This is a genomic window from Alkaliphilus crotonatoxidans (assembly GCF_054658015.1).
In genome coordinates, this window is record NZ_BAAHXS010000003.1 from 26056 (window position 1) to 51959 (window position 25904).

The following is a 25904-nucleotide window of genomic DNA, read 5'->3' on the forward strand; positions in this document are numbered from 1 at the left end:
TTTTTTTATGTTCAAAAGCTTTAGCAAAAATCCTTATTTCGACATTATTTTTGGAGAGACAATGCTATACTGACTTCAAGGAATGCTCACAAGGAGGATAAAATACCATGAAAAATAGAACTAGATTCGTAATGGGGATTTTCGCCTTAGCCACCATCGGACTGGCTGGGATATCCTTGAAAACCACGTTACCTATGTCAGGTAAATTGGCAATAATAAAGGATCAGGAGCTTACAGGAAAGGAAAATATACCAAATGTTGAAACCTTTGAAGTCTTAATGGAGAATATTCCCGAGGGGGAAATAGAAAAGGTGGTAGAAGAAGAATTGCGGCGGTTTCGTGAAGCCAGCAATCATCACATTGCATCATCCCTGGGAATTTCATTGGAGGACTATCAGGAAAAGGAAATCTTCGGATCGGAAAAAGAGATTAAAAACCTATTACAATTACATCAATTAAACGCTGATTTATCCCTTGAAAAGGGAGATAGAAAACCCGCCTACTTTTTTAAAAATCCATCTGAAGGTGTCGTATTAACCCAGAAGGCAGGCGGGGTCAATGTAGCTTATCATATTCTCTTAAGGGAAGATGAAGGCTGGGTTATTGAAGATGAAAGGACGGTTCAAGGTACGCCGATGGTTTTAAAATTTACTTATGGTGAAAATACAGAAGGAACGCCTCGACTTGAACAGTGGCCTCAGGGAGCGGATTAGGCTACGGAGGGCCGATGGTATTCAAAAGCTTTAAATTAATATTTATATTAAAAACAACCCCTGATTTCAAGGTATAAGAGAACAGCCACGACAGCATTTATTAAATTTATGCTGGTGCTGAGTCTTTAAGCCGCAAGAAACAGGGGTTTTAAAGCGTTTTAAGGCCTTGTATGGGGTTTCATTAACAATTGAAATCAAAGGGTGATTATGGTAATTTAATATTAAAAGAATATTTCAGCTTGAATAAATGAAAAAATAAATAACGAAGCACTAGAGCGATTGATATAATAAAAGAAGGATAGAAATGGCAAAGGAGTGGAAGGTGTGAGAGAAGAAATTAGCGCGGGTGGAGTCGTGATATTTGGTAATGCCATTTTAATGTTAAAAAAGTATAATGGAGATTGGGTGCTTCCAAAGGGAAAGGTTGAAAATGACGAGGCCTTTGAACAGGCTGCAGTACGGGAGGTTTTAGAGGAAGCCGGTGTAAAGGTTGAGGTTATCAAATACTTAGATAAAATACATTATACTTATAAAAATAGCTGGGAAGATCATGATAAAATTAATAAAACAGTCCATTGGTTTTTAATGCATTCCAAAAATTTCGAGTGTATTCCCCTAAAGGAAGAGGGATTTATTGATGCCAAATTTATTCATGTTAACCGGGCCGTTGAACTGGCTAAATATCAGGATGAAAAGGAAATCATTGAAAAGGCCATTGAAGATTATTTTAAGACCTCACAAAAGTGAGGTCTTAGAAAAACTATTATTCAGGTTTAAAGGTAGAACATAGGGCTTCGTCGGAGGTACTGGCACCGTGACCGTTCTTAGGGTTCACCTCAATTTTAGGTGCGAAGCAATAATCCCTATCATTGAATCTACAGTTGTTCACGTGACACATGACTTCCATTTTATCATGTTCAGACATCAATAACACCTCCATCAACATAGATTATTTTACCGCAATTATATTTTGTGTAATAAAGATAAAAATATAATAAGAAAACATTCTTTTAATTACCTATAATTTCTCTAAAGTTAACTATGCTAAAGACAAAGTACAGAATTTTAAAAAACTTAAAGGTTGTGATGAATTATGTCATTTTCTTCTACCACAAAGGGCGAGCTGGCAAGAATTAATTCTGAGGATAGCTGCTGTCAATTGGCAGAGCTGGCTGCTTTAATCAGAATGAGCGGTACCCTTCAGCTGGCAGGATCAAATCGTTTAAATTTAAATATTACCACAGAGAATCCGGCCATTGCCAGAAAAATATTTAAGCTGATTAAGGATTTATTTGGTATCCATACCGAGGTGATGGTACGAAGAAATCCCAGGCTAAAGAAAAACAATCATTACCTGAGTGTTATTACCCATCAAATGGGGAGCGATCGAATTCTTCAGCAGGTGGGAATTTTAAAAAGAGAAGAAGATTCCTTTGATATCACCTATGAAATACCAGATCACATGATTCAAAAACAGTGCTGTAAGCGGGCCTATTTAAGGGGAGCTTTTCTAGGCGGCGGCTCTGTTAGCGACCCTGAAAAAACCTATCATCTCGAATTTGTCAGCAACAGCCTTGAGCATAGTGAGGCAGTTCAGGAGATAATTAACAGTTTTTCATTAAATGCTAAAATCATACAAAGAAAGGGCAGCTATGTGGTGTATTTAAAGGAAGGAGACCAGGTGGTGGATCTCTTAAATATTGTTGGTGCCCATGCAGCTCTGTTGGATTTGGAAAATATCCGAATTATGAAGCAAATGAGGAATGATATTAACCGAATCGTTAATTGCGAAACCGCCAACCTTAGTAAAACTGTCAATGCTTCCGTAAGACAAATTGAAAACATTGAAATCATAAAGGAAACCGTGGGATTAGATAAGCTGCCTGATAACCTCAGGGAAATTGCAGAGGTCCGATTGGCCCACCAGGAGGCCAGCCTAAAAGAGCTGGGGCAAATGCTAAGTACGCCTATCGGTAAATCAGGAGTGAATCACCGACTGCGGAAGATTGAAGAATTTGCCCAACGACTGATAATAAAAAATAATGAGCGTACCTATTAACATCCCCCACAGAGCATAAATCTGTGGGGTTTTTATGTATTAAAAATTATTTATCGAAATTTAACATAGCCTGACTTATATGACGTCGAAGAATGTCCTATTTTTATTTAGTAAACCGTGAGTATTGAGTACTATATTTAATACTTAGTTTGATTTTGTTGGTGAAAATAAAGGAATTTAAAAAAAATTGTGGAAATAACTATTATTGAACATGGAAATATTCCATATGTTATCTTTCATTGTATACAATTTTCCTGAACAGTATCTCCAAAGTGGTTGTGAAAACAGCAGAGGAGGGTTAAGGTGCTAAAAGTAAAATTATCTTCTGTTAAACCAGGCATGTGTTTAGGCAAACCGATTTACACTTGTGATGGTAAATTGTTAATTGATCAGGGAGTTTCATTAAAGGAAAGTTATATCAATAAATTAAAGGCCTTAGGCTATTTTGATGTCTATGTGGCCTGGGAGGGTTCAATGAAGCAGCATATCGATATCTTTCTTGAAGACACTAGAAAAGAGGTACTGATCCTGGCCAATGAGTCTATGAAGACATTCCATATAGCCAAGCAAAAATCAGTAGAGAAGCTAAGGGAAATCATCGGTCAGCTAATAGAGGATTTATTGTTAAATCAAAGCACCCGTATTTATTTAACCGATATCCGGGCCATCGATGAATATACCTTTGGTCACAGTGTTAATGTCTGCGTATTTTCATTAATGATGGGATTGATGCTGGAGCTTAATAAAGAAGAACTGTTGGAATTAGGGATTGGGGCGATTCTTCACGATATTGGAAAAATCACCATCAATCAGGCGGTTTTAAACAAGCCTGCTGAGCTTGAACCCCATGAGTTTGAAATCATTAAGCAGCATCCTCTAAACGGATATAATCTGGTCAAGCAGTTAGAAGGATTTTCAGAGGCGGCCTGTGGTGTAATCAGAGATCATCATGAACGCTTTGACGGAAGCGGGTATCCCAATGGCCTGAAGGGAAAGGAAATTCATCTGTACTCCCGTATTGTAGCCATTTGTGATGTTTACGATGCCTTAACCTCTAATCGTGTTTATAAGCATAAGATAACTCCCCATTATGCCATAGAATATTTAATTTCAATGGGAAATCATCAATTTGATTATGATTTGATCAAGGTATTATTAAAGCAGGTGAATATTTACCCGGTAGGCACCCATGTCAGGCTAAAGTCTGGAAAAGCCTGTGTGGTGGTGGCAGATAATGCCGGCTGGCCTACCAGGCCGGTGGTTGAAATAAAAGAGAGCTTCCCCAAAAAAAGCTACAGCCCACAGCGAAAGATTGATTTAACCAAGCAGCTTAACGATAGTATTGTTTCTACCCTTTAAACAGATCATTTTCCTTTCCCCTTGAGACCTAACAGGTCTTTTTTTTTTATTCTTCGACGTTTTTTCGACGCTGTTTCGATATAATCAATCTAAAGGGGCCAACGGTATAATCATAGATTGCTAAACCCATAATAGCATTACCATGAATTGCATAAAGATAAATTGTTGGTCTTTCAGATTTTAGATAGGGAAGGAAGGATTAAGATGATTGATAACCGGCGAATTGACCAAGCCATGACCATTAAGCTGGATCATGAGCTGCCAGAAATGCCTGCCTTTGTAGAGGGAATACGCAGGGCCCCGGACAGAGGCTTTAAGCTTAGTCCCCAGCAGACGGCAGTAGCCCTAAAAAATGCCCTCAGGTATATACCTGAAGCCCTTCATGAAAAGGTGGCACCAGAATTTTTAGAGGAGCTTTTGACCCGGGGAAGAATTTATGGGTACCGTTTTCGGCCCGAGGGGAATATCAAGGCCAAGCCCATTGATCAATACAAGGGAAACTGTATCGAAGGAAAGGCCTTCCAGGTGATGATTGATAATAATTTAGACTTTGATGTGGCCCTTTACCCCTATGAGCTGGTAACCTACGGTGAAACAGGAAAGGTATGTCAAAACTGGATGCAGTACAGACTGATCAAAAAGTACCTTGAGGTAATGACTGATCACCAAACCCTGGTGATTATGTCGGGTCATCCCCTGGGATTATTTCAATCCAAACCCGATAGTCCCCGGGTAATCATCAGCAATGCCCTGATGGTGGGGATGTTTGATAATCCCAGGGATTGGGATATCGCTGAACAGATGGGGGTTGCCAACTATGGGCAAATGACCGCCGGGGGCTGGATGTATATTGGACCCCAGGGAATTGTCCATGGAACCTTCAATACCCTGTTGAATGCCGGACGTTTGAAGCTGGGGCTGGGGCCCGATGAGGATTTGAGGGGTAAGCTCTTTGTTTCATCAGGCCTAGGGGGCATGAGTGGTGCCCAGCCAAAGGCAGTGGAAATCGCCAATGGTGTGGGAATTATAGCAGAGGTGGATGCCTCCAGAATTCAAACAAGACACCAGCAGGGCTGGGTTAAGGTGGTTTCATCCAATTTAGACGAAGTCTTTAAAATTGCCGCAGCGTATCAAAATAAACGGGAGCCCATTTCCATTGCCTATCATGGAAATATCGTAGAGCTACTGGCTTATGCCGTTGAAAAACAGATTCCCATAGACCTGCTTTCCGACCAAACCTCATGTCATGCCGTTTATGAGGGGGGCTATTGCCCTCAGGGCATTACCTTTGAAGAAAGAACGAAAATGCTTCAAACAGACCGCCAGACCTTTAACAAAATGGTTGATGAATCTTTAAAGAAGCATTTTGAGTTGATTAAGGCCCTGGTAAACAAGGGTACCTATTTCTTTGATTACGGCAATGCCTTTATGAAGGCAGTTTATGATGCCGGGGTAAAGGAGATTTCTAAAAATGGTATCGACGAAAAGGACGGCTTTATTTTCCCCTCCTATGTGGAGGACATCATGGGGCCAGAGCTTTTTGATTATGGTTATGGGCCCTTTAGGTGGGTTTGCCTCAGCGGAAGTCACGAGGACTTAAGGAAGACAGACCGGGCCGCCATGGAGCTGATCGACCCCAACCGAAGGGGGCAGGATCGGGACAACTATGTATGGATACGGGATGCTGAAAAAAATCAGCTGGTGGTGGGAACCCAAGCTCGTATTTTATACCAGGATGCCGCCGGTAGAACTAAAATTGCCCTGAAATTTAATGAAATGGTGAGGATGGGGGAAGTAGGGCCCATCATGCTGGGACGAGATCATCATGATGTCAGCGGTACCGATTCTCCCTTCAGAGAAACCGCCAATATTAAAGATGGCAGCAACATTATGGCAGAAATGGCCACCCATTGCTTTGCGGGGAATGCCGCCAGGGGAATGAGTCTGGTGGCCCTGCACAATGGCGGTGGGGTTGGTATCAGCAAATCCATCAACGGAGGCTTTGGTATGGTTCTGGATGGCAGTGAACGGGTCGACCGTATATTGCGCTCTGCCATGCCCTGGGACGTAATGGGGGGCGTTGCAAGACGGGCCTGGGCAAGGAATGAAAATTCCATTGACACCAGCATTGAATTCAATCAAAATCATGAAAATCTTGGGCATATTACCCTGCCTTATATTCCCAGGGAGGATTTAATTGAGGGTTTGGTTAAGGAAGTATTTAATAAAAAATAGAATAAAAATGTAAAGGGGAGACTGTGGTATGAAAAAAATTGTACAATGTGTACCAAACTTCAGTGAAGGTCGGGACCTTGAAAAAATCGAGAAAATCATTGAACCCTTCAGGGGAAGGGATCAGGTAAAGCTTTTGGATTACAGCAGGGATGAAGACCATAATCGGTTGGTGGTAACCCTAGTAGGGGAACCGGAGGCTTTGAAGTCAGCGGTGCTAGAGGCCATGGGAAGGGCCATCGAGGTTATTGATATGACAAAGCATCAGGGGCAGCATCCCCGTATGGGAGCCATCGACGTCGTTCCCTTTATTCCTGTAAAAAATGTCAGTATGACCGAGGCGGTGGCCCTGGCCAAGGAACTGGCCAAGGAGGCAGCGGAAAAATATCAGCTTCCTATCTTCCTATATGAGAAGGCGGCCAGTACTCCCGATCGAGAAAATCTGGCCAAGGTACGGAAGGGTGAATTTGAGGGGATGGCCGAAAAGCTAAAGGAGCCCCAATGGCAGCCTGATTTTGGACCAAAGTCACCCCATCCCACCGCCGGGGTGACCGCTGTGGGGGCCAGAATGCCCCTGGTGGCCTTTAACGTAAATTTGGCAACGGATAATTTAGAAATTGCCAATCATATTGCCAGAAACGTCAGACATATCAGTGGGGGTCTACGGTATTGCAAGGCCATTGGTATTGATCTGAAGGAGAGGGGAATTGTACAGGTTTCCATGAATATGACAGATTATACTAAGACAGCCCTTTATCGAGCCTTTGAGCTGATTAAAATTGAGGCCAAAAGATATGGGGTCAATGTGGTGGGAAGCGAGATAATCGGCCTGTTGCCCATGGAGGCCCTGATTGATACGGCAGTCTATTACCTGGGGGTAGAAAGCTTTTCAATGGAACAGGTGTTAGAAACAAGAATAATGGAGTGATGAAGATGAAAAAAGGCAGTCTGCTAATTAAGGGAGCTTCGGAATTAGTTACCTTAAGCGGCTCTACAGCCAAGGCAGGGGCGGAAATGTCTGCCCTTAATGTAATCAAGGATGGAGCCCTGGTGATTGAAGATGGAATCATTGTGGCGGTGGGGGAAACCCACGATATTTTAGGGCAATACAATGAGAAAGATTACCAGGTTATGGATGCCAGGGGAAAGGCGATATTACCCGGTTTTGTCGATTCCCATACCCATCTGGTATTTGGCGGGTACCGGGCAGAGGAATTTTCCTGGCGCCTTCAGGGGAAAAGCTATATGGAAATCATGGAACGGGGAGGCGGTATTTTAAGCTCTGTTAAGGCCACAAGGGAGGCCACCCATGAGGAATTGGTCAAGTCAGCCATGAAGCGCCTTGATTCGATGCTTTCCTTTGGAGTAACCACCGTTGAAGGAAAAAGCGGCTATGGGCTGGACGAAGAAACAGAATTGAAGCAGCTCAGGGTCATGAAGGAAATCAATGAAAAGCACCCCATTGATGTGGTGCCCACCTTCCTGGGAGCCCATGCCGTTCCCGCGGAATACCGGGGCAAAGAGGATGAATTTATAGACTGGATGATGGCGGTATTGGAAAAGGTATCGAAGGAGGGCCTGGCGGAATTCTGCGATATTTTTTGTGAGGCAAAGGTTTTTAGCGTGGCCCAGTCCCGAAGGCTCCTGACAAGGGCCAAGGAGCTGGGACTAAAGGTAAAGCTCCATGCCGATGAAATAGTACAGCTGGGTGGGGCTGAGCTGGCGGCAGAATTGGGAGCTGTATCGGCAGATCATTTGCTTCAGGCTTCAGACAGGGGAATTGCAATGATGGCAGAAAAGGGTGTGGTGGCCACCCTGCTGCCGGGAACCGCCTTCAGTTTAAAGGAGGATTTCGCCCGGGCCCGGAGCATGATTGAGGCAGGCTGTGCAGTGGCCCTGGCTACAGATTTAAACCCGGGAAGCTGCTTTACCGAATCCATTCCTCTGATCATAGCCCTGGCAACCCTTTACATGAAAATGACCACCGAGGAGACCATTACGGCCCTAACCATTAATGGAGCCGCCGCCCTGGATCGGGCCGGCACCATCGGCAGTCTTGATATAGGAAAAAAGGGAGATGTCATTATTTTAGAGTTTCCCTCCTATCATTATCTGCCCTATCATATTGGGGTCAGTACCGTAGAGAAGGTAATCAAACAGGGAACCTTAGTTTTTGATAAAGAAAGGGGAGGAAGGATAAAATGCTAGAAAAATTAAGTCTGGAAGAATTTTTGTTAAAAACCGCATCCAATGAACCGGTACCGGGGGGAGGTAGTGTAGCTGCCATGGCCTCTGCCACAGCGGCGGCCTTGACTGAGATGGTGGCGCAGCTAACCATTGGAAGGAAAAAATATGAGGCCGTTGAAGGTGAAATGATGAAAATACAAAGGGCCGCCCAGGAATTGAGGAAGGAGTTAATAGCGGAGATTAATCGGGATGCCGATTCCTTTAACAGTGTCATGGAGGCCATGAAGCTGCCAAAGGAGACGGAAGGAGAAAAGCAGGCCAGGGGCCAGGCCATTCAGAAGGCTACCATCCATGCAGCTCAGGTTCCCCTAGGGGTGGCAGAAAAGACCCTGTCCATGATGCCTATTATTGAACAGGTGGTGGAAAAGGGGAATCAAAATGCCGTTACCGATGGGGCTGTGGCTGCCATGATGGCGAGAACTGCCGTACTTTCGGCCCTCTATAACGTGAAAATCAACTTAGCCTCCATCAAGGACGAAGCCCTTGCGGTTGAAATGAATCGACAGGTAGAAGAAATGGAGCAGGGAGCCCTGGATTGGGAAAAGAAAATTTTAAGTAAGGTTAAGCTATAGAGAAAAAAGCCGGCACTTTTAATATGCCGGTTTTTTTATGCCTTGTGTTTTTCATCAAGTCGGAAGGAAAGGCCGGCGAAAGAAAGAATACTATACTATAATAAGGAAAAGAGGTTCAATTGGAAGGAGGGCAAGGGATGGCTGACATAGAAGTAAAATTATTTCAAATCCCCATGGTGTATTATGGTCAAAGGCCGATTTCCTTTCCCTATCGAAGGGCCGAGGCCCTCTTTTACTATTTGGTGGTGAAGGGAAGGGCCACCCGAGAGGAGCTGATGGGGCTCCTTTGGGAGGAACAAAGTGAGAAGGCCGCCAGAAAAAATTTAAGGGATACCCTGTATAAAATCCGGCGGGCCTTTGGAGCCGACGTTGTAATTTCGCCTCAAAAGTCTATTGTCCAGCTGAACCCCGATGTAACGATCCATTCAGAGCTTAGCCACCCTTTGACTAGGGAGGAAATTGACTGGCAGCCCGGTGAATTTTTGAAGGGGTTTTCCTTAAAGGATGCAGAGGCCTTTGAAACGTGGCTTCGGGATACCAGAGTCTATTTTCAGGATCAATATGCCCGTGGACTATTGGAAGCAATCGATAAGGCCCTGGCGGGTCGAAGCTATACCCGGGCCGAGGGGCTGGCAAAAAAGCTGATATTATTGGAGCCCTATGATGAAAGGCCCTATCAGAGGCTGCTGGAAATCTACGGTCTTCAAAATAATTACGCTAAGGCAAAGGCCCTGTACAATCAATTGGAAGGGCTGCTGAATTCAGACCTGGGCATTACCCCCTCCCTGGAAACCAGGCGATTGTTTGAACAAATTAAACGGCCAGTCGGCCCCCTATTGAAGGGAAAAGAGCAGCAGGAGCGTCACTTCTTCTATGGTCGAGAAAGAGAGCTTGGTATACTGCACCAACAATTTAATGGATATATGGAGGGAGGAACCTCTCCAAGGCTTCTCATTATTGGTGAAGCTGGGGTTGGTAAAACCAGACTTAAGGAAAAATTCCTCGAGTCCATTGTGAAAGAAGATAGCTACATTTTTCATGCCAACTGCTACCAGGCAGAGGAGAACTATCGATTAAAACCGTGGAATCCTATTATTTCTAGAATTTCAGATATTTTAAGGGAGGAATCCATTACCATTCCAATCCGTTGGCAGCATTTAATTTCGGCGCTTTTCCCGATTTTTGACGGCCTCAACAGTCCCCAGGAAAAACATAGCACCAACTACCAGGCTTCACCCCAGCTCCAAAGGGCAGAGGAAGCCATAATCAGGCTATTGATGGAGTTATCGGGAAAGCGAAAAATTATACTGGTTTTTGATGATTTGCAATGGATGGACGAGGGCAGTCTAAATCTGTTAAGCCATATTTTGCTTGCCGTTCCAGAACCGTCGATTATGCTTTTGGCCACCTGTCGAAATGAACAATGCCCTAGACTGGATGGATTTATCAGTCAGTTGATCAGGGAGCAGTCCCTTGAAAAAATAAACCTGAATCGATTTTCCCGGAAGGAAGTAGCTGAATTTCTTCGTCGGGCCTTGCCCCATGGAAGGGTAAACCAGGAGCTAGTCCATCAGGTGTATCAGGAAACCGAAGGAAACGCCTTTTTTCTGGTGGAATATGTGAATGCCCTGAGGGCCAGACGGAATACCATGGGAATGTCATCTAAAATGAAGGATATTATAAAAGGTCGTTTGCTAGGGATTTCAGAGGAAGGCAAGAAGGTATTAAATGTTATTTCTATTTTTTTCGATCGTGTTTCCCTGGAGCAGCTTAAGGCTATCATGGAAAGGGATGAGCTGGAGCTGTTGGATATGGTTGAAGAACTCCTCAATAAATATATTATTGAGGAATTGCTGGATTCAGATAAAATTTACCTTCGGTTTACCCATCAGAAGCTGCAGGAATATGTTTACGGGCAGCTATCCATGGCTAAAAGAAGCGTGCTTCACAATCGGGCTGGCCTGGTGCTGGAAAAACAGCTCAGAAACGATAAGCGAGATTTAATGCAGTATTCCAGGCTAATCTATCATTTTTCAAAAAGTGGAAACTGGTTTGCCGCAGTGAAATACCGAATTAAAAACCTTGATGCCCATCTGGCCTTCACCCATGAGCTGTATCCGGTATTAATTGAATACAATATTTCTGAAAAAAACCTCTATTTGAATCGCCAGGAGGCCCTGGCCAAGCTTTATGAAATTGAAGGTTTATTAACGAAGAATATGGTAAATCATATTAACAGCAGAGAAGTCCTTGAGCTGAAGCTCTCCTTCTATCATATGAAGGGCAGGTTTCTGATAAGGGAAGGGGAATATGAGCAGGGCCTTGAGAGTATTGAAAAGACCATCGCCCTGGCTGAAAAAATCACCGATCATTCGTGGATTTTGAAGGGATATCGACAGCTAATTTATTATGGTATTCAAGCCCATAACCTTCCCTTAATGGAGGAATATATAGAAAAGGGTCTGGTCTTGGCCAGAGAGCAGGGGCTAATGGGTGAACAGGGAATTTTATTAAGGCTAAAGGGGTTAAGCTATATCCTCTCCAGTCAATACCAGAAGGCTGAGGAAATCCTGAGGCAGGCTCTGGCAGTCTTTGATCAAATTGACCCTTCGGCCGATGAATATGCCCTCAATATTGCGGCAGTCTACAATTATTTAGGGGAGGCCCACCGGCACCGTATGGCCTTCAGGAAGGCCCTTTACTATTATGATCAAGCCATGGGTTTATGTAAAAGCAAGGAAATCATCAGGGGGCTGGCTATTTTCAATACCAACGCAGGCAAAGCGGCCTTTGATATGGGTGACGATATTTTGGCCGAGGAGTATTTCAATCGGGGCCTTGAAATCTACCAAGAGTTTGATGTCCTCTGGGGGCGGGCCATTGCCGAGGGATATACTGCCCTATTGCAAATACGAAGGGGAGACTACCCAGGGGCCCTGGGCAGTCTCATGAGGGCCGATGAATATAGTCAAAGACTACAGAATCCCTACGAGAGGGGAATTGTCTATCATATTAAGGCGGAAATTAAAGCACAAATGCTCCATAACCAGCGTCTAAAAAATATGATGGAGGACTATTTGCCAAGATCCCTGTCGGATTACTGTGATGAAGGGATTACCTGCCTGATGAAAATGAGAGAGAGCTATGAAATCAATACCCTAAGGGTATTGAAAAGGGCAGGTAATTAATGATACAATCAGCTGAAGGATTATTTTTAAGGCATCAACCCAAAATATATATATTGAGAGGAGCTAATGAAATGGCACATGACCATGAGCACCATGATCATTGCGGCTGCCACCAGCAGGAATCCCAATGCGGCTGCGGACACGATCATCACCATCATAACAAAATTTACTTAACCATTGAAGACAATCAACAGGTGGAATGTGATGTACTGGATATTTTTACAGTAATGGAGCAGGAATATATTGCACTGCTGCCCACAGATGGAGAGGATGCCTTTATCTATCGATTCCATGAGGATGAAGAGGGACCCCATTTGACTATGATTGAAGAGGAAGAGGAATTTAATCGGGTTTCCGAAGCCTTCCTGGCAAACTTTGAGGGCGAGCAAGAGGAATAAGAAAAGCTTAGACCACTGATGGCAAATTTGTTTGTCTAAAACTACCTAAATAGTTAGGTAGTTTTTTTGTGCTAAAATATAGGAAAATCCTCGGCCTAAAAGAAACTTTAATGATTTCGGGAATATACTATTAGGGGAGGGAATGTCTTATGAATGCAGAAAGGAATCAGCTTAATCAGGATGTCAGCTACAAAATTTACAAGGTAGAAAACGGAAAGCTAAAGGTAGAGGTCTACTGGGATAAAAAACCCTGTGCCGGATACAAAATACAAATACAGGATGTAGAAGTGAAGGATAAGGAAATCAAAGTATATTACAAAAAGGTCTATCCGGACATGGATGAAATCTATTGTCAGGTAATTAAAACACCTAAGGCAAGCTATGAGGTGGCGGTTGAAGCCATACAAGGAGAGAACATTCAAGAAGAATATAAAATCACATTAATTGACTCGTAATGAATCAATAATTTTAATTCTCAGTTGATAAAACTGGGAATTTTTTCTTTCAGATTACAATTGTTTATTGAAATAGCACTTTTTTATTAGAAAAAAGGGGGAAGAAGTCCCTTGATTTGCCCTGGTGAAAGGGCTATGCTAAAAATAACCGAAGCTTTCAAAAAAATTGAATACTAAAGAAAAATATTCCATCAAAAAAAATTAGAAAAGGAGAAGTCTTCGTAATAAGGCCCTTACCCAAACATATGAAAGCTATGGCGCTTTATTTCCCAATCTAACCGGTTGCCCAAAGGTCAAGCCTTTGATATATTGAAAGTAGGAAAAAAGAAAAAGAGGTGCAGAAATGGGAGGATTTGTTCATCTCCATGTTCATACAGAATATAGTCTGCTGGACGGTTTTACCACCATCAATCGGGTAATGGACCGGGTCAAGGAATTGGGCATGAACGCCATTGCCATTACAGACCATGGCACGATGTTTGGTGTTATCGAGTTTTATAAGACAGCCTTGAAAAAAGGGATTAAGCCCATTATTGGCTGTGAGGTGTATACAGCCGCCAGATCTATGGAGGACAAGGACCCGGTTAAGGATAAAAACCAGGGGCATTTGGTGCTGCTGGCTAAAAATAATGAGGGATACCAAAATCTAATCAAGCTGGTTTCGGCGGCCTATACCAAGGGCTTTTACTATAAGCCCAGAATTGACTATCAATTGTTGAAGCAGCATAGCCGTGGCTTAATTGTATTAAGCGCCTGCCTGGCCGGTGATATTCAGCAGCTTCTGATGCAGGGCCAATATGAAAGGGCTAAGGCCATGGCCCTTGATCTGAAGGAAACCTTTGGGGAGGATTTTTATCTTGAATTACAAGACCATCAGCTGCCGGAGCAGAAGCAAATTAACCCCCAGCTGGTAAAGCTCAGCCGTGAAACCCAAATTCCCCTTGTGGCAACCAATGACAGCCACTACATTTATCAGGAGGATGCTGAGGCCCATGACATTTTGCTGTGCATTCAAACCGGAAAAACCCTACAGGATCAAGAACGGTTAAAATTCCCCAATGATCAATTCTATTTAAAATCAAAGGAGGAAATGGAGGCCCTCTTTCCCTATGCCCCCGAGGCCATTGCCAATACGGTATTGATTGCAGAAAAATGTAATGTTGAATTTGATTTCAATACCATTCATCTACCCGAATATACGATTCCCCAGGGTCATTCAACCAATGGTTATTTAAGGGAGCTTTGTCTTAAGGGCCTGACTAAGCGGTATGATCCGATTGAGGCTGAGCTGAGGGAACGGCTGGAATATGAACTGAAAATTATCGAAGAAATGGGCTATACAGAGTACTTTTTAATTGTTTGGGACTTTATCAAGTATGCAAAGGATCATCACATTCCTGTGGGGCCAGGGCGAGGCAGTGCCGCAGGAAGCATTGTTGCCTATTGCCTGGGAATTACAGATATAGATCCCATACGGTATAATCTGATTTTTGAACGTTTTTTAAATCCCGAACGGATTTCAATGCCCGATATTGATATTGATTTTTGCTACGAACGAAGGGAAGAAGTCATCGACTACGTTAAGCAAAAATATGGAGAAGAAAAGGTGGCTCAAATCATCACCTTTGGAACCATGGCGGCCAGAGCTGCCATTCGGGACGTAGGCCGGGTCATTAACCTGCCCTATAATGAAGTGGATCAAATTGCCAAGCAGGTACCCTTTTCCCCGGGAATTACCATTGAAAAGGCCCTGGAAATGAACCCGATCCTCCGGCAGATGACTGAGGAGGATGAAAACGCCGGCTATTTAATCAACATGGCTAAAAAGCTTGAAGGCATGCCCCGCCATGCCTCTACCCATGCCGCTGGTGTGGTAATTGCCAAGCGCAGCCTAGATCAATACGTGCCCCTTTATATGCATGATGACAGCGTCACCACCCAGTTTACCATGGGGCACCTGGAGGAGCTGGGACTATTAAAAATGGATTTTCTGGGGCTTCGTACCTTAACGGTTATTCAGGATGCCCTTAATCTGATTCAGGAAAACCATGGCATCGGAATCGACTTTTCGGTCATCGGCTATGAAGACCCAGGGGTATATGAGCTTATAAGCCGTGGTGATACCCTAGGGCTCTTCCAATTGGAAAGTGCCGGTATGATCCAATTTTTAAAGGAATTAAAGCCCAACTGCTTTGAGGATATTATTGCGGGCATTTCCCTTTATCGACCCGGGCCAATGGATTCCATTCCAAAATATATTGAATACAAAAATAATCCAGATAAAATTCAGTACAAGCATGAAAGGCTGGAGCCCATCCTTAATGTGACCTATGGCTGTATGGTCTATCAGGAACAGGTAATGCAGGTAGTAAGGGATCTGGCAGGCTACAGCTATGGTCGTAGTGACCTGGTGAGACGGGCCATGGGTAAGAAAAAGATGGATGTTATGGAGGAGGAAAGGCAGTATTTTATCCACGGAAAGGTGGATGAACAGGGCAACATAGAGCTGCCCGGCTGTGTACGCAATGGGGTGCCGGAAAAGGTAGCCAATGAAATTTACGACGAGATGATTGACTTTGCCAAGTATGCCTTTAATAAATCCCATGCGGCCGCCTATGCGGTACTGGCCTATCAGACGGGTTATTTAAAGGCCTATTATCCGGTGGAATTTATGGCAGCCCTGATGACCAGCGTTATGGGCAACACCTCAAAAATTGCCCAATATATTCAGGATTGCAAGCGGATGGGAATCGCAGTTTTACAGCCTAACATTAATCGAAGCTATAGCAAATTCACCGTTGAAGATGGAAAAATACGCTTTGGGCTGGCAGCGGTAAAAAATGTGGGCTTCAGTATGATTGAAGCCATTGCCAGGGCCAGGGTTACTAAAGGAGCCTTCATCAGCTTTCAGGATTTCTGTCAAAAGGTAGAGTCAAGGGATTTAAATAAGCGGGCAGTGGAAAGCCTGATTAAGTGTGGGGCCTTTGATTGCCTTGAGGTCTATCGGGCCCAGCTGTTGGCAGGCTATGAAAGAATATTAGAGGGTGTTAATCAAAATCGCCGTAGAAATATTCATGGGCAAATTGGGCTCTTTGATATGCAGGCAGAGGGCAGCATCAATCTGAAGGAGGATTTACTGCCCCAGGTAAAGGAATTTGATGAAAAAATTAAGCTCAATTTGGAAAAGGAGGTTCTGGGGCTGTATGTAAGCGGCCATCCCCTCTCTCAATATGAGGATGAGCTTAAGGCCTTTGTATCGGTTTACAGCAATGAGCTTATGGAGCTGGCAGATCATCCGGAGGAGGGCAGCCTAAGGGATGGATCGAGGGTGAGAATCGGTGGTATTGTGGTGGATCGTGTGACCAAAACCACCAAAAACAATCAATTGATGGCCTTTATCACCCTGGAGGACCCCTATGGAACCATAGAGTGTGTTGTTTTTCCCAAGATATTTAGCAGAAGCATGAGCCTTCTCGAAAAGGATATCCCCGTCTTGGTAGAGGGAACCCTTAATTTTAAAGAGGAGGAAACACCAAAGGTGTTGGTAAATAAGATTGGCCCCTTGGTAAAAGGTCAAATTGACGACAAGGTTAAGCCCTTACGTTTGATCTTTGAATCCAGGCAGCAATTGGCAGTATTTGAAAAAATAAAACCGACACTTCTTGAAAATCAAGGGAATGTGCCGGTCTATCTATACTTGAAATACGAGAATAAAAAGCTCAGGGCCCCCCGAGAGCTATGGGTAAGCCCTAATGAGGCCCTTATTACTACATTGAAAGATCAATTAGGTGAGGAATATGTACGGGCTGATTAACTGCCAAACTTAGCATGGGCGATTCTGGCTGAGGCAGCAGCGGCAATACCGGCCACTAGATCATCTAAAAAGGTGTGGACCTTTCCTTCATTGTTGGACAGGCTTTGAAGGATTCCCACCTTTTCCTTATCAAGGTAACCAAAATTGGTAAGGCCAATACTGCCATAGATATTGGTAATACTAAGGGCCAAAATTTCATCAATACCATATAGGGATTCGTCCTTTTCTAAAATTTCCTGCAGTGGTTGGGGAAGCAGCTTCTTTTCGGCATAAATATCCAGCACCACCCCTGTGATAACGGCATTTTGTACCTCTCTTTTGGTAAGGACCCGATCAATGCTATCATCACATTCCTCGAGGGTCAATGGGCCATAGCCGGATTGAAGCTCATAAACCAGTTCAGCAATGTCTCTTAGATTAACTCCCCTGTCCTTTAGCAGCTGGACGACAAAGTTTTTCAAAATTCATCCCTCCCATTGTAAAGATTCTATAGATAAAAAAATGTGGTCTATGTTATAATATGAAATATATTTTATTTTGGAACTTTAATTTTAAAATAGAATCGTTTTTCTTTACCTGGTACAATAGAGAAATTCATGATAAGATTTGTCTTAAGAGTATATATCATTGAAATAGAGAACAAATGAATTGAAAGGGAGGCCTAATCATCATGTGGACAGTTGTATATATGGCAAACACCAAGCAGGATGCTGAAGTAATTCAAAGGTTATTGGTTGAAGAGGGCTTCTTAGTAAAGGTTAAACCCATCAGTAAAAATAATGTAGAAGGTACCTCAGAGGTTTTAGTGCCCCGATCAGAGGTCGAAGAGGCACATCATATATTAATGCAAAGGGGATATTAATAAAACCCGGAATTTTTAAAAAATCAAAAATTCAAAAGGGACTAAAATGTCATTTGTGGGACAAAATTAGTCCCTATTGGCAAAGAGGAGGCTAACATATGAAAACAATTGGTGTTTTGACCAGCGGTGGAGACTCGCCGGGCATGAACGCTGCCATACGGGCAGTTGTCAGAAATGCAATTTACAGGGGCTGCAAGGTAATTGGCATAAAGCAAGGCTACCATGGTTTAATTCATGGTTTAATGGAGGAAATGAATTTATCCTCTGTGGCAGATATCATTCATCGAGGCGGAACCATGCTGCAAACCGCCAGAAGTGAAGAATTTATGACGGAGGAAGGTCGAAAAAAGGCCAGCTATACCATTAAGATTTTTGGAATTGATGGAATTGTGGTCATTGGAGGCGACGGTTCCTACAGGGGGGCCCAGAGGCTGAGTGAACTGGGAGTACCCACCATTGGTTTACCAGGCACCATTGACAATGACCTGCGTTATACAGACTACACCATTGGCTTTGATACCGCCATCAATACGGTGATTGATGCCATTGGAAAGATCAGAGACACCTCCACTTCCCATGGCCGGGCCAACATCATAGAAGTAATGGGAAGGCATTGTGGTGATATTGCCCTTTTTGCAGGCCTGGCCGGAGGAGCAGAAAGTATTATTGTTCCTGAACAGACCTTTGATCTTGATAAAGTGTGTAAAAAACTCATAAATGGCAGAAATCGTGGTAAACTACATAGTATCATTGTACTGGCAGAGGGTGTAGGCGGTGCCATGGAGATTGGAAAGGAAATAGAGGAAAAAACAGGCATTGAAACAAGAGTTACCATTTTGGGCCATATTCAACGGGGTGGTAGTCCAACTGCCTTTGACCGGATTATTGCCAGCAAGATGGGGGCCAGGGCAGTGGATTTATTACTGGAGGGCAAGGCAGCCCGAGCCATTGGTATTAGAGGTAAAGAAATAATTGATGTAGACTTTGAAGAGGTATTTAATACCGATTACAATTTTGATGCCGAAACCTGTAACCTAGCGAATATTTTATCTATTTAACCGAGGGGGAAATAAAATGAGAAAAACGAAAATAGTATGTACAATCGGACCGGCCAGTGAGAAGAAAGAGGTCTTTACAGAGCTGGTCAAAAGCGGTTTAAATGTAGCCAGATTAAACTTTTCCCATGGCGACCATGAGGAGCATGCAAAACGAATTGAAACCATTAAGGCCGTTAGATCAGAATTAAAGGTACCTGTAGCCATTATTCTTGACACCAAGGGGCCAGAGATCAGAACCGGCAAATTTAAAGACCCGGAAGTATTTTTAGAGGAAGGCCAGGAATTTACCATTACCACCAGAGATGTACTGGGAGACAAAAGCATTTGCTCTGTCAGCTACAATGGTTTAGCCAAGGATGTGGTAGAAGGTGATTCTATTCTGATCGATGACGGCCTGGTTGAACTAAAGGTACAAAAGGTAGTCAATGATACTGATTTACTGTGTGTCGTAAAGAATGCAGGAATTGTTAAAAACCACAAGGGAGTCAATGTTCCCGGTGTAAAAATCAACCTGCCGGCCATAACCGAAAAGGATCGTGGGGATATAGAATTTGGAATTAAGATGGACATTGATTTTATCGCTGCCTCCTTCGTAAGAAAGGCATCGGATGTATTGGCCATCAGAAAGATTTTAGAGGAAAATAATGCTGAGCATATCCAAATAATCTCTAAAATAGAAAATCAAGAGGGTGTCGATAATCTTGCAGAAATTATCGAGGTTTCCGATGGTATTATGGTGGCCCGGGGTGATTTGGGAGTCGAAATTCCAACTCAGGAAATTCCGCTAGTACAAAAAGAAATGATTCGTCTGTGCAACAAGGCGGGAAAACCTGTTATTACTGCCACCCAGATGCTTGATTCCATGATCAGAAACCCCCGACCCACCCGAGCAGAGGTAACGGATGTGGCCAATGCCATTTTCGACGGTACCGATGCCATTATGCTTTCCGGAGAAACGGCAGCAGGAAAATATCCCCTAGAGGCAGTTAGAATTATGTCAGATATAGCAAAGCGTACAGAGGCTGCTATTGATTACAAGAATCTAGTTAAAAGCAAATCCTTAGATAGAGAGATTACAGTAACCGATGCTATTAGCCATGCAACCGTCAGCACAGCCACAGACCTGGAGGCTTCCGCCATTATTACAGCCACCTCATCTGGTTATACTGCCAGGATGGTTTCAAAGTTCAGACCCAAGGCTCCTATCATTGCTGCCACCGTCAGCGAGCGGGTGAGAAGAAGAATGAGCTTGACCTGGGGGGTTTATACGGTATTAACGGAGCCGCTACAGTCTACCGATGATGTAATTGACCAATCAGTACAAAAATCCCTTGAGGGAGACCTTATTAAGCGGGGAGATTTGGTTGTTATCACCGCCGGAGTACCTGTAGGCTATGTAGGCACCACCAACCTGATCAAGGTTCATATTGTTGGTGATGTTATTGTATCGGGCTCAGGGGTCGGTAAAAAATCAGTTACCGGCAGGGTTCATGTGGTAAATCAAAATCCTGAAAGCAGAGAGGGCTTCCAAAAGGGAGATATTTTAGTTACTTCAACCGCCGATAAGGATCTGATCTCATTAATTGAAATAGCAGGGGGAATTATTACGGAAGAAGGGGGACTAACCAGTCCTGGTGCCATTGTTGGATTAAATTATGGTATTCCCACTGTAGTGGGGGTACAAGAGGCATGCCAAAGGCTCAAGACAGGTGATATTGTTACCCTGGATGCCGCCACTGGCCTTGTCTATAGTGGAAAAACCAGAGTATTATAAAATAAGATCACTATAGAAAATATCCTTTACAGAACTTTAACCTTTTAGTAACACAAATTTAAGCGCTATCTCATATACTAAAAATATGAAATCAATATCCCCCCTTTATTTATTGATATCATAAAGTTCAACCCATTTCCTTCTAGAACTTACCTTGGTGTAGGTTCTTTTTCTTTTTTTATTTGAAAAGAGAGGAATCAAATTAAGAGAGGAAAAAACATCTTTGATATAGAATTAATTCAATAGGTAAAGGTATATAATAAAGTTAGGAGATGTAAGGATGAAGGGAACCAGTGAAATAACGGTAAGGTATGCTGAAACGGACCAAATGGGTGTTGTTTATCATGGCAACTATTTTACGTGGTTTGAAATCGGAAGAACAACATTGTTGAAGGAACTGGGCTATTCCTACCGTGATATGGAGAATCAAGGAATTATGCTGCCTGTGGTGGATGCTGCATGCCAATATAAGGAGGCAGCTAAATATGATGATGAAATATTGATCGAAACCAGTATAAAGGCGTTGAAGAGAGCCAGTATTACCTTTTTCTATGAGCTATTACGTAAAGAAGACGGGGTGCTACTGGCCAGGGGAACCACAACCCATGCCTTTGTCGATAAAGAGAGATTTAAAGCCGTAAGTCTAAAGAAGCTTAATCCAGACCTATATGACAGATTAGGTCAGGAAATACCCAACAAGAGGTGAGTTTATGCTATTTAAGCTGATCCTACTCTTTATGCTGATGCCGGTTTTAGAGCTGGCGGTTTTACTTAAAATCAATAGCTATATTGGGTTAGGCTATACACTATTAATTGTTCTGACAACAGCTGTTGCGGGGGCCTATCTAACGAAGCAGCAGGGACGGGGAATCCTCCAGAATATTCGATTTGAAATGGGCCAGGGCCGTGTACCGGGAGACGAGCTGATTAACGGATTATGTGTTTTAATTGGGGGCGTATTGCTATTAACCCCGGGTCTATTGACCGATACTGCAGGATTTTTTTTAGTGATTCCTTATACGAGGAACTGGTTGAAGGATTATATTAAAGGTAAGCTTAAGAATATGCTGATGGAGGGCTCCTTTACCTTTTTTTACAGAAGATAATTCAACAAAGGGGGAACAATCATGAAAAAACGGATATTAGGAAAAACAGGATTTGAAATTGGTATAGTGGGCTTTGGCGGAATACCCATACAAAGGCTTTCAGAAGAGGAGGCCGTCGCCTTGATACAAAAGGCGGCTGAGGAGGGAATGAATTTTATTGATTCTGCCCGGGGCTATGCCGACAGTGAAAGACTAATTGGGGAAGGAATAAAAGGAAATCGGGAGCATTGGATTATTGCCACAAAATCCACTGCCAGAGACTATGATACCATGAAACGAGATATAGAAATTAGCCTTTCAAACCTTCAGACCAATACTATTGATTTGTATCAGCTTCATCTTGTCAAGACCCATGATCAATATAATGAAATTATGTCGGATCAGGGGGCCTATCGAGCCTTAAGGGAGGCCCAGGCCCAGGGAAGAATCAAAGAGATCGGCATCACCAGTCATAGCCTTGAAATCCTTGAAATGGCTGTAGAAACTGATTTTTTTGCAACCATACAATTCCCATATAATGCCGTTGAGCGACAGGGAGAAGCCCTTTTTAAGCGGGCGGCTGACCGGGGGATCGGAGTGATTGTGATGAAGCCCCTGGCAGGAGGTGCTTTAAATAACGGAAATTTGGCACTGCGCTTTATTTTAGAAAATCCCAATATTAGTGTGGTTATTCCTGGTATTGACAAGCCCAACCAGGTGATTGAAAACTGTGGGGTGGGCAGAAACCCCCTACCCCTTTCCCAGGAGGAAAGGAGGGCACTGAAGGAGCTGACGGATCAATTGGGGATGACCTTCTGCCGACGATGTGGTTATTGTCTGCCCTGTCCCCAGGAGATTGATATTCCGACACAGTTTTTAATGCAGGGCTATTATACCCGGTACAACCTGCAGGATTGGGCACTGGAAAGGTATGGTGCCCTGCCAAGGAAGGCATCCCACTGTGTTGAATGTGGAGCCTGTGAAAAGCGATGTCCCTACGACTTGCCCATAAGGGAAATGCTTAAGGAGGTTGTGGGTCATTTAGAAGGATAGATTCAAAAAAAGGTATAAAATCTAAGATTTGGTACCATAATCTTAAATAGTTTATTGAAGGCACAATAAATTAAGGGTAAAACTGATTCCAATTTGATAGGGCACCGAAGGGGTGCCCTTTTTTTGGTCAGATATGTTCTATTTCATTATTTTTCAGGATTAATATAGGGCGACGGCTTAAGGGGATTAGAGATATCTAAGCCTCCCAATTCATTAAATTGTCTGCCCTCTGCTTGAATGGCAACACGATCGACAGCCTCCAGGGTGCTAAGGGTATAGACAAGGGCCTCAACCATGGCGGCCTGTCGGTCAGCATTTCCTTGAAAGGCATGAAATAGTGTTTCATTAACATATAAGGTCAGGGTACCATTAATTAATTGGTAGTTCACCAGCTCCAATGATTCCGGTACCGAGGGCTGATGATTAAATCCATACAGATTGGTATTACTGCTGTATTTCATGGCTTCCAGCAGGGCTTCCACCGAAGCATTCGTTCCCTGATAGGGTCTTGGTGAAAGTAGGATTCGTCCTGTCTCAGTATAGAATACATCATATATCATGGGCCCTTTTTCAGGATAATGGGGCTGATCTACTGCGGTACCATGGAAGCCCGTTTCTACGATTCGGTTATTAAAGTAAAATTGTACGGCATCTACTTCAGGTATGGCTGCTAATGAATTAACGAAGCTGCCTAAAGCCATGGCGGCGTCGCTGGCATTCTGATCATATACACCAATATCCTGGGGCAGGTAAACTGACGCAATTCTTCTATTTAAACCGATTCTACTGACACCTGGAATAGGGGAGCCTGCCTTTAGGCCCAGTTCGGCAGCGGGGCCAGCTTCTAATTCATCCAGGGTAGTCCTTAAGGGACGGGTGGTGTAGGGTATTACCCGGGTAACGGGAATTAAATAGGTACCCTCCTGATCAGGAAAATATAAGGTAAGGGCCGTTTCATTCCTGTTGATGCTCCTTAAGGCAGGAAGATAGGTACCCTGAGTATTAAATTCAATGCTGGTATGATAGGGAGCAAGGGGCTCCTCTAGGGAATTGACATGGGCCTTTAACGCTACCTCGTAATGACCATCGGGAAGATTTAATTTTTTCTGATCTAAAACTAATTCAAATTGTAATGGGGCTGATTCCGTGACTTCATTCTGAAGAACAGAAAGTAAGTCTGCATCTAAATCGACAGTACGGATTAATTCATTATTGAAGTATACCTCTGCCGTAAGGGGATTCGTTGAATCAAGCCTTGCCTTTGTCTTTCCTTCTGCTGAAAGGGTGGCATTAATTTTCCATTCCTGGGATGTAACTTGATTAATTTCACCCACAAGCTGTAATTTTCCTGTGCTGGGCTGACTGATGGCGGGGAAATTGATGTCAATTGTATCGGCATAGAGGGGGACCCCTGTGGCGATAAAGCAAAGAATCAGCAGAAGTATAATATTTCTGGTGGTACGGAACATCTCATCACTCCCTTGTATGCTTGTCCATTCTATACTATTATTATATTGTAATGTATAGATTTGGTAAATATAAATCACTAAACAAAATGTGTCAAAGTTAAAAATAGTAGTGTAGAATAGAAAAGGATATAATAGAATTAGCCCAATAATACGATAAAGATGATGAATATAGAAGGAGATTCGTAAAAATGCTTGAAAAAAATAAGAAATATGAATTAGAAATTGTTGATATGGGCCATAGCGGTGAAGGAATCGGGAAAGTTGACGGTTTTACGGTTTTTGTGGAGGATGGGTTGCATGGAGATTATTTACTAATTCAAATAACCATGGTCAAAAAAAGCTATGCCGTAGGCCGCATACTAAAGATTTTAACCCCCTCGGTCCATCGAATCGAAGCGGCCTGTCCCCTGGCCCACCGCTGCGGTGGGTGTCAAATCATGCACATGAGCTATCAGTCCCAGTTGAATATTAAAAGAAACAGGGTGATAGAAAATTTAAAAAGGATCGGTAAAATAGAAGCGCCAGTACTGCCGACCCTGGGAATGGAAGCTCCCTACGAATATCGAAATAAGGCTCAGTTTCCAGTAGGTATGCTGGATGGAAAGGCAATTATGGGTTTTTATGAAAGGGGAAGCCATCAGATTGTTGATACTAAATACTGCTATATTCAGCATCCCATTAATGAAAATATTGTTGAAATCATTAAAAGCTATATTAAGACCTGTGGTGTGACTGTCTATGATGAAAAAACCGGCAAGGGGCTAATCAGGCATGTGATTACCAGGGTAGGATATGCCACCGGTGAAATCATGGTGGTGATTGTTACCAATGGCAGAAGCCTTCCCCAGCAGGATGCTCTCATTCAACAATTGAGGGAAGGCGTTGATGGATTAAAAAGTGTTGTTCAGAATATAAATGAAAAAAAGACGAATGTTATTTTGGGCAGGGAGTCAATTACCCTTTATGGGCAGGATACCATTGAGGACTACATAGGGAGCCTGAAATTTAAAATTTCAGCTCAATCTTTTTTTCAGGTAAACCCACAGCAGACCAGGGTTCTGTATGAAAAGGCCCTGGAATATGCAGACCTCAAGGGAGCGGAGACGGTATTTGATATCTATTGTGGTATAGGCACCATTTCTCTGTTTTTAGCCCAAAGAGCCAAAAAGGTCTATGGAATTGAGGTGGTGGAAGCCGCCATTGAAGATGCAAGGGTAAACGCCAGACTAAATCAATTTAATAATACTGAATTTTATACTGGTGCCGCAGAGGAGGTCATTCCCAGGCTATATCAAAAAGGTGTTCGGGCAGACGTGGTGGTGGTGGACCCACCCCGTAAGGGATGCGAGCCTGTTGTACTGGAAACCATCGCCAATATGGCTCCTGAAAGGGTTGTTTATGTATCCTGTAACCCTGCAACTCTGGCCAGGGACTTGGCGATTTTAGAGGAAAAGGGCTATAAGACGGTGGAGGTGCAGCCTGTTGATATGTTTCCGCATACTGCGCACGTTGAGTGTGTAATTCTGATGACGAATTGTGGTTAAGAGGACAAATAATAGGGCTTGA

22 protein-coding genes are annotated in these 25904 nt (G+C 43.3%); 19 read left to right on the forward strand and 3 right to left on the reverse strand.

The window, feature by feature from the left end:
- The first annotated feature begins 107 nt into the window (after positions 1–107).
- Together ACYQ1I_RS01170 and ACYQ1I_RS01175 are read left to right on the forward strand one after the other, a co-directional pair.
- The gene (locus ACYQ1I_RS01170; RefSeq protein WP_459761740.1) at positions 108–713 is read left to right on the forward strand and encodes a hypothetical protein; all 606 of its coding nucleotides are present in this window, start codon (positions 108–110) and stop codon (positions 711–713) included.
- 324 nt (positions 714–1037) lie between these two features.
- Positions 1038–1460: an NUDIX hydrolase gene (locus ACYQ1I_RS01175; RefSeq protein ID WP_459761741.1), complete on the forward strand. Its 423-nt coding sequence runs from the start codon at positions 1038–1040 to the stop codon at positions 1458–1460.
- Positions 1461–1476: 16 nt separating this feature from the next.
- On the opposite strand, the gene ACYQ1I_RS01180 is transcribed toward ACYQ1I_RS01175, so the two are convergent.
- Positions 1477–1638 (reverse strand): DUF1540 domain-containing protein, encoded by a 162-nt coding sequence (locus ACYQ1I_RS01180; protein WP_459761742.1) that lies wholly within the window; start codon positions 1636–1638, stop codon positions 1477–1479.
- 168 nt (positions 1639–1806) lie between these two features.
- Between ACYQ1I_RS01180 and whiA the strand changes: the two genes are divergently transcribed.
- From whiA to ACYQ1I_RS01230, 10 genes are all read left to right on the forward strand, one after another.
- Positions 1807–2772, forward strand: a complete 966-nt coding sequence (gene whiA / locus ACYQ1I_RS01185) for a DNA-binding protein WhiA (RefSeq protein WP_459761743.1) — start codon at positions 1807–1809, stop codon at positions 2770–2772.
- A gap of 303 nt (positions 2773–3075) precedes the next feature.
- Entirely contained in the window at positions 3076–4131 is a 1056-nt protein-coding gene (locus ACYQ1I_RS01190; protein ID WP_459761744.1) for an HD-GYP domain-containing protein, read from the forward strand.
- Positions 4132–4335: 204 nt separating this feature from the next.
- Positions 4336–6366, forward strand: a complete 2031-nt coding sequence (hutU, locus tag ACYQ1I_RS01195; RefSeq protein WP_459761745.1) for a urocanate hydratase — start codon at positions 4336–4338, stop codon at positions 6364–6366.
- A gap of 28 nt (positions 6367–6394) precedes the next feature.
- Positions 6395–7291, forward strand: a complete 897-nt coding sequence (ftcD, locus tag ACYQ1I_RS01200; protein ID WP_459761746.1) for a glutamate formimidoyltransferase — start codon at positions 6395–6397, stop codon at positions 7289–7291.
- 5 nt (positions 7292–7296) lie between these two features.
- Positions 7297–8571 (forward strand): imidazolonepropionase, encoded by a 1275-nt coding sequence (hutI, locus tag ACYQ1I_RS01205; protein WP_459761747.1) that lies wholly within the window; start codon positions 7297–7299, stop codon positions 8569–8571.
- A complete protein-coding gene (locus tag ACYQ1I_RS01210; protein ID WP_459761748.1) occupies positions 8565–9182 on the forward strand; it encodes a cyclodeaminase/cyclohydrolase family protein in 618 nt (205 codons plus the stop codon). The genes hutI and ACYQ1I_RS01210 overlap by 7 nt, the downstream gene beginning before the upstream one ends.
- Before the next feature lie 137 nt (positions 9183–9319).
- A complete protein-coding gene (locus ACYQ1I_RS01215) occupies positions 9320–12370 on the forward strand; it encodes an ATP-binding protein (protein WP_459761749.1) in 3051 nt (1016 codons plus the stop codon).
- A 71-nt stretch (positions 12371–12441) separates the two neighbouring features.
- Positions 12442–12768 carry a DUF1292 domain-containing protein gene (locus tag ACYQ1I_RS01220; protein ID WP_459761750.1) on the forward strand — a complete coding sequence of 109 codons (327 nt, stop codon included), beginning with the start codon at positions 12442–12444 and terminating at the stop codon, positions 12766–12768.
- A 149-nt stretch (positions 12769–12917) separates the two neighbouring features.
- The gene (locus tag ACYQ1I_RS01225; protein WP_459761751.1) at positions 12918–13223 is read left to right on the forward strand and encodes a protease complex subunit PrcB family protein; all 306 of its coding nucleotides are present in this window, start codon (positions 12918–12920) and stop codon (positions 13221–13223) included.
- Between the two features lie 343 nt (positions 13224–13566).
- A complete protein-coding gene (locus ACYQ1I_RS01230; protein ID WP_459761752.1) occupies positions 13567–17037 on the forward strand; it encodes a DNA polymerase III subunit alpha in 3471 nt (1156 codons plus the stop codon).
- Here ACYQ1I_RS01230 and ACYQ1I_RS01235 read toward each other — a convergent pair.
- Positions 17034–17498 carry a phosphatidylglycerophosphatase A family protein gene (locus ACYQ1I_RS01235; protein ID WP_459761753.1) on the reverse strand — a complete coding sequence of 155 codons (465 nt, stop codon included), beginning with the start codon at positions 17496–17498 and terminating at the stop codon, positions 17034–17036. The genes ACYQ1I_RS01230 and ACYQ1I_RS01235 overlap by 4 nt on opposite strands.
- A gap of 209 nt (positions 17499–17707) precedes the next feature.
- Between ACYQ1I_RS01235 and ACYQ1I_RS01240 the strand changes: the two genes are divergently transcribed.
- From ACYQ1I_RS01240 to ACYQ1I_RS01265, 6 genes are all read left to right on the forward strand, one after another.
- On the forward strand, positions 17708–17899 hold the full coding sequence (locus tag ACYQ1I_RS01240) for a hypothetical protein (RefSeq protein ID WP_459761754.1): 192 nt from the start codon (positions 17708–17710) through the stop codon (positions 17897–17899).
- A 98-nt stretch (positions 17900–17997) separates the two neighbouring features.
- Entirely contained in the window at positions 17998–18957 is a 960-nt protein-coding gene (gene pfkA / locus ACYQ1I_RS01245; protein ID WP_459761755.1) for a 6-phosphofructokinase, read from the forward strand.
- Between the two features lie 16 nt (positions 18958–18973).
- Complete coding sequence (gene pyk / locus ACYQ1I_RS01250) at positions 18974–20731, forward strand: pyruvate kinase (protein WP_459761756.1); 1758 nt, start codon at positions 18974–18976, stop codon at positions 20729–20731.
- Between the two features lie 280 nt (positions 20732–21011).
- Positions 21012–21437: an acyl-CoA thioesterase gene (locus ACYQ1I_RS01255; protein ID WP_459761757.1), complete on the forward strand. Its 426-nt coding sequence runs from the start codon at positions 21012–21014 to the stop codon at positions 21435–21437.
- 4 nt (positions 21438–21441) lie between these two features.
- Positions 21442–21837, forward strand: coding sequence for an FxsA family protein (locus ACYQ1I_RS01260; RefSeq protein WP_459761758.1), 396 nt, complete (start codon positions 21442–21444; stop codon positions 21835–21837).
- 21 nt (positions 21838–21858) lie between these two features.
- A complete protein-coding gene (locus ACYQ1I_RS01265) occupies positions 21859–22869 on the forward strand; it encodes an aldo/keto reductase (RefSeq protein WP_459761759.1) in 1011 nt (336 codons plus the stop codon).
- Between the two features lie 146 nt (positions 22870–23015).
- Here the strand turns inward: ACYQ1I_RS01265 and ACYQ1I_RS01270 are convergent, their stop codons facing one another.
- Positions 23016–24338 (reverse strand): GerMN domain-containing protein, encoded by a 1323-nt coding sequence (locus tag ACYQ1I_RS01270; protein WP_459761760.1) that lies wholly within the window; start codon positions 24336–24338, stop codon positions 23016–23018.
- Positions 24339–24526: 188 nt separating this feature from the next.
- Between ACYQ1I_RS01270 and rlmD the strand changes: the two genes are divergently transcribed.
- On the forward strand, positions 24527–25882 hold the full coding sequence (gene rlmD / locus ACYQ1I_RS01275) for a 23S rRNA (uracil(1939)-C(5))-methyltransferase RlmD (protein WP_459761761.1): 1356 nt from the start codon (positions 24527–24529) through the stop codon (positions 25880–25882).
- Positions 25883–25904 lie beyond the last annotated feature (22 nt).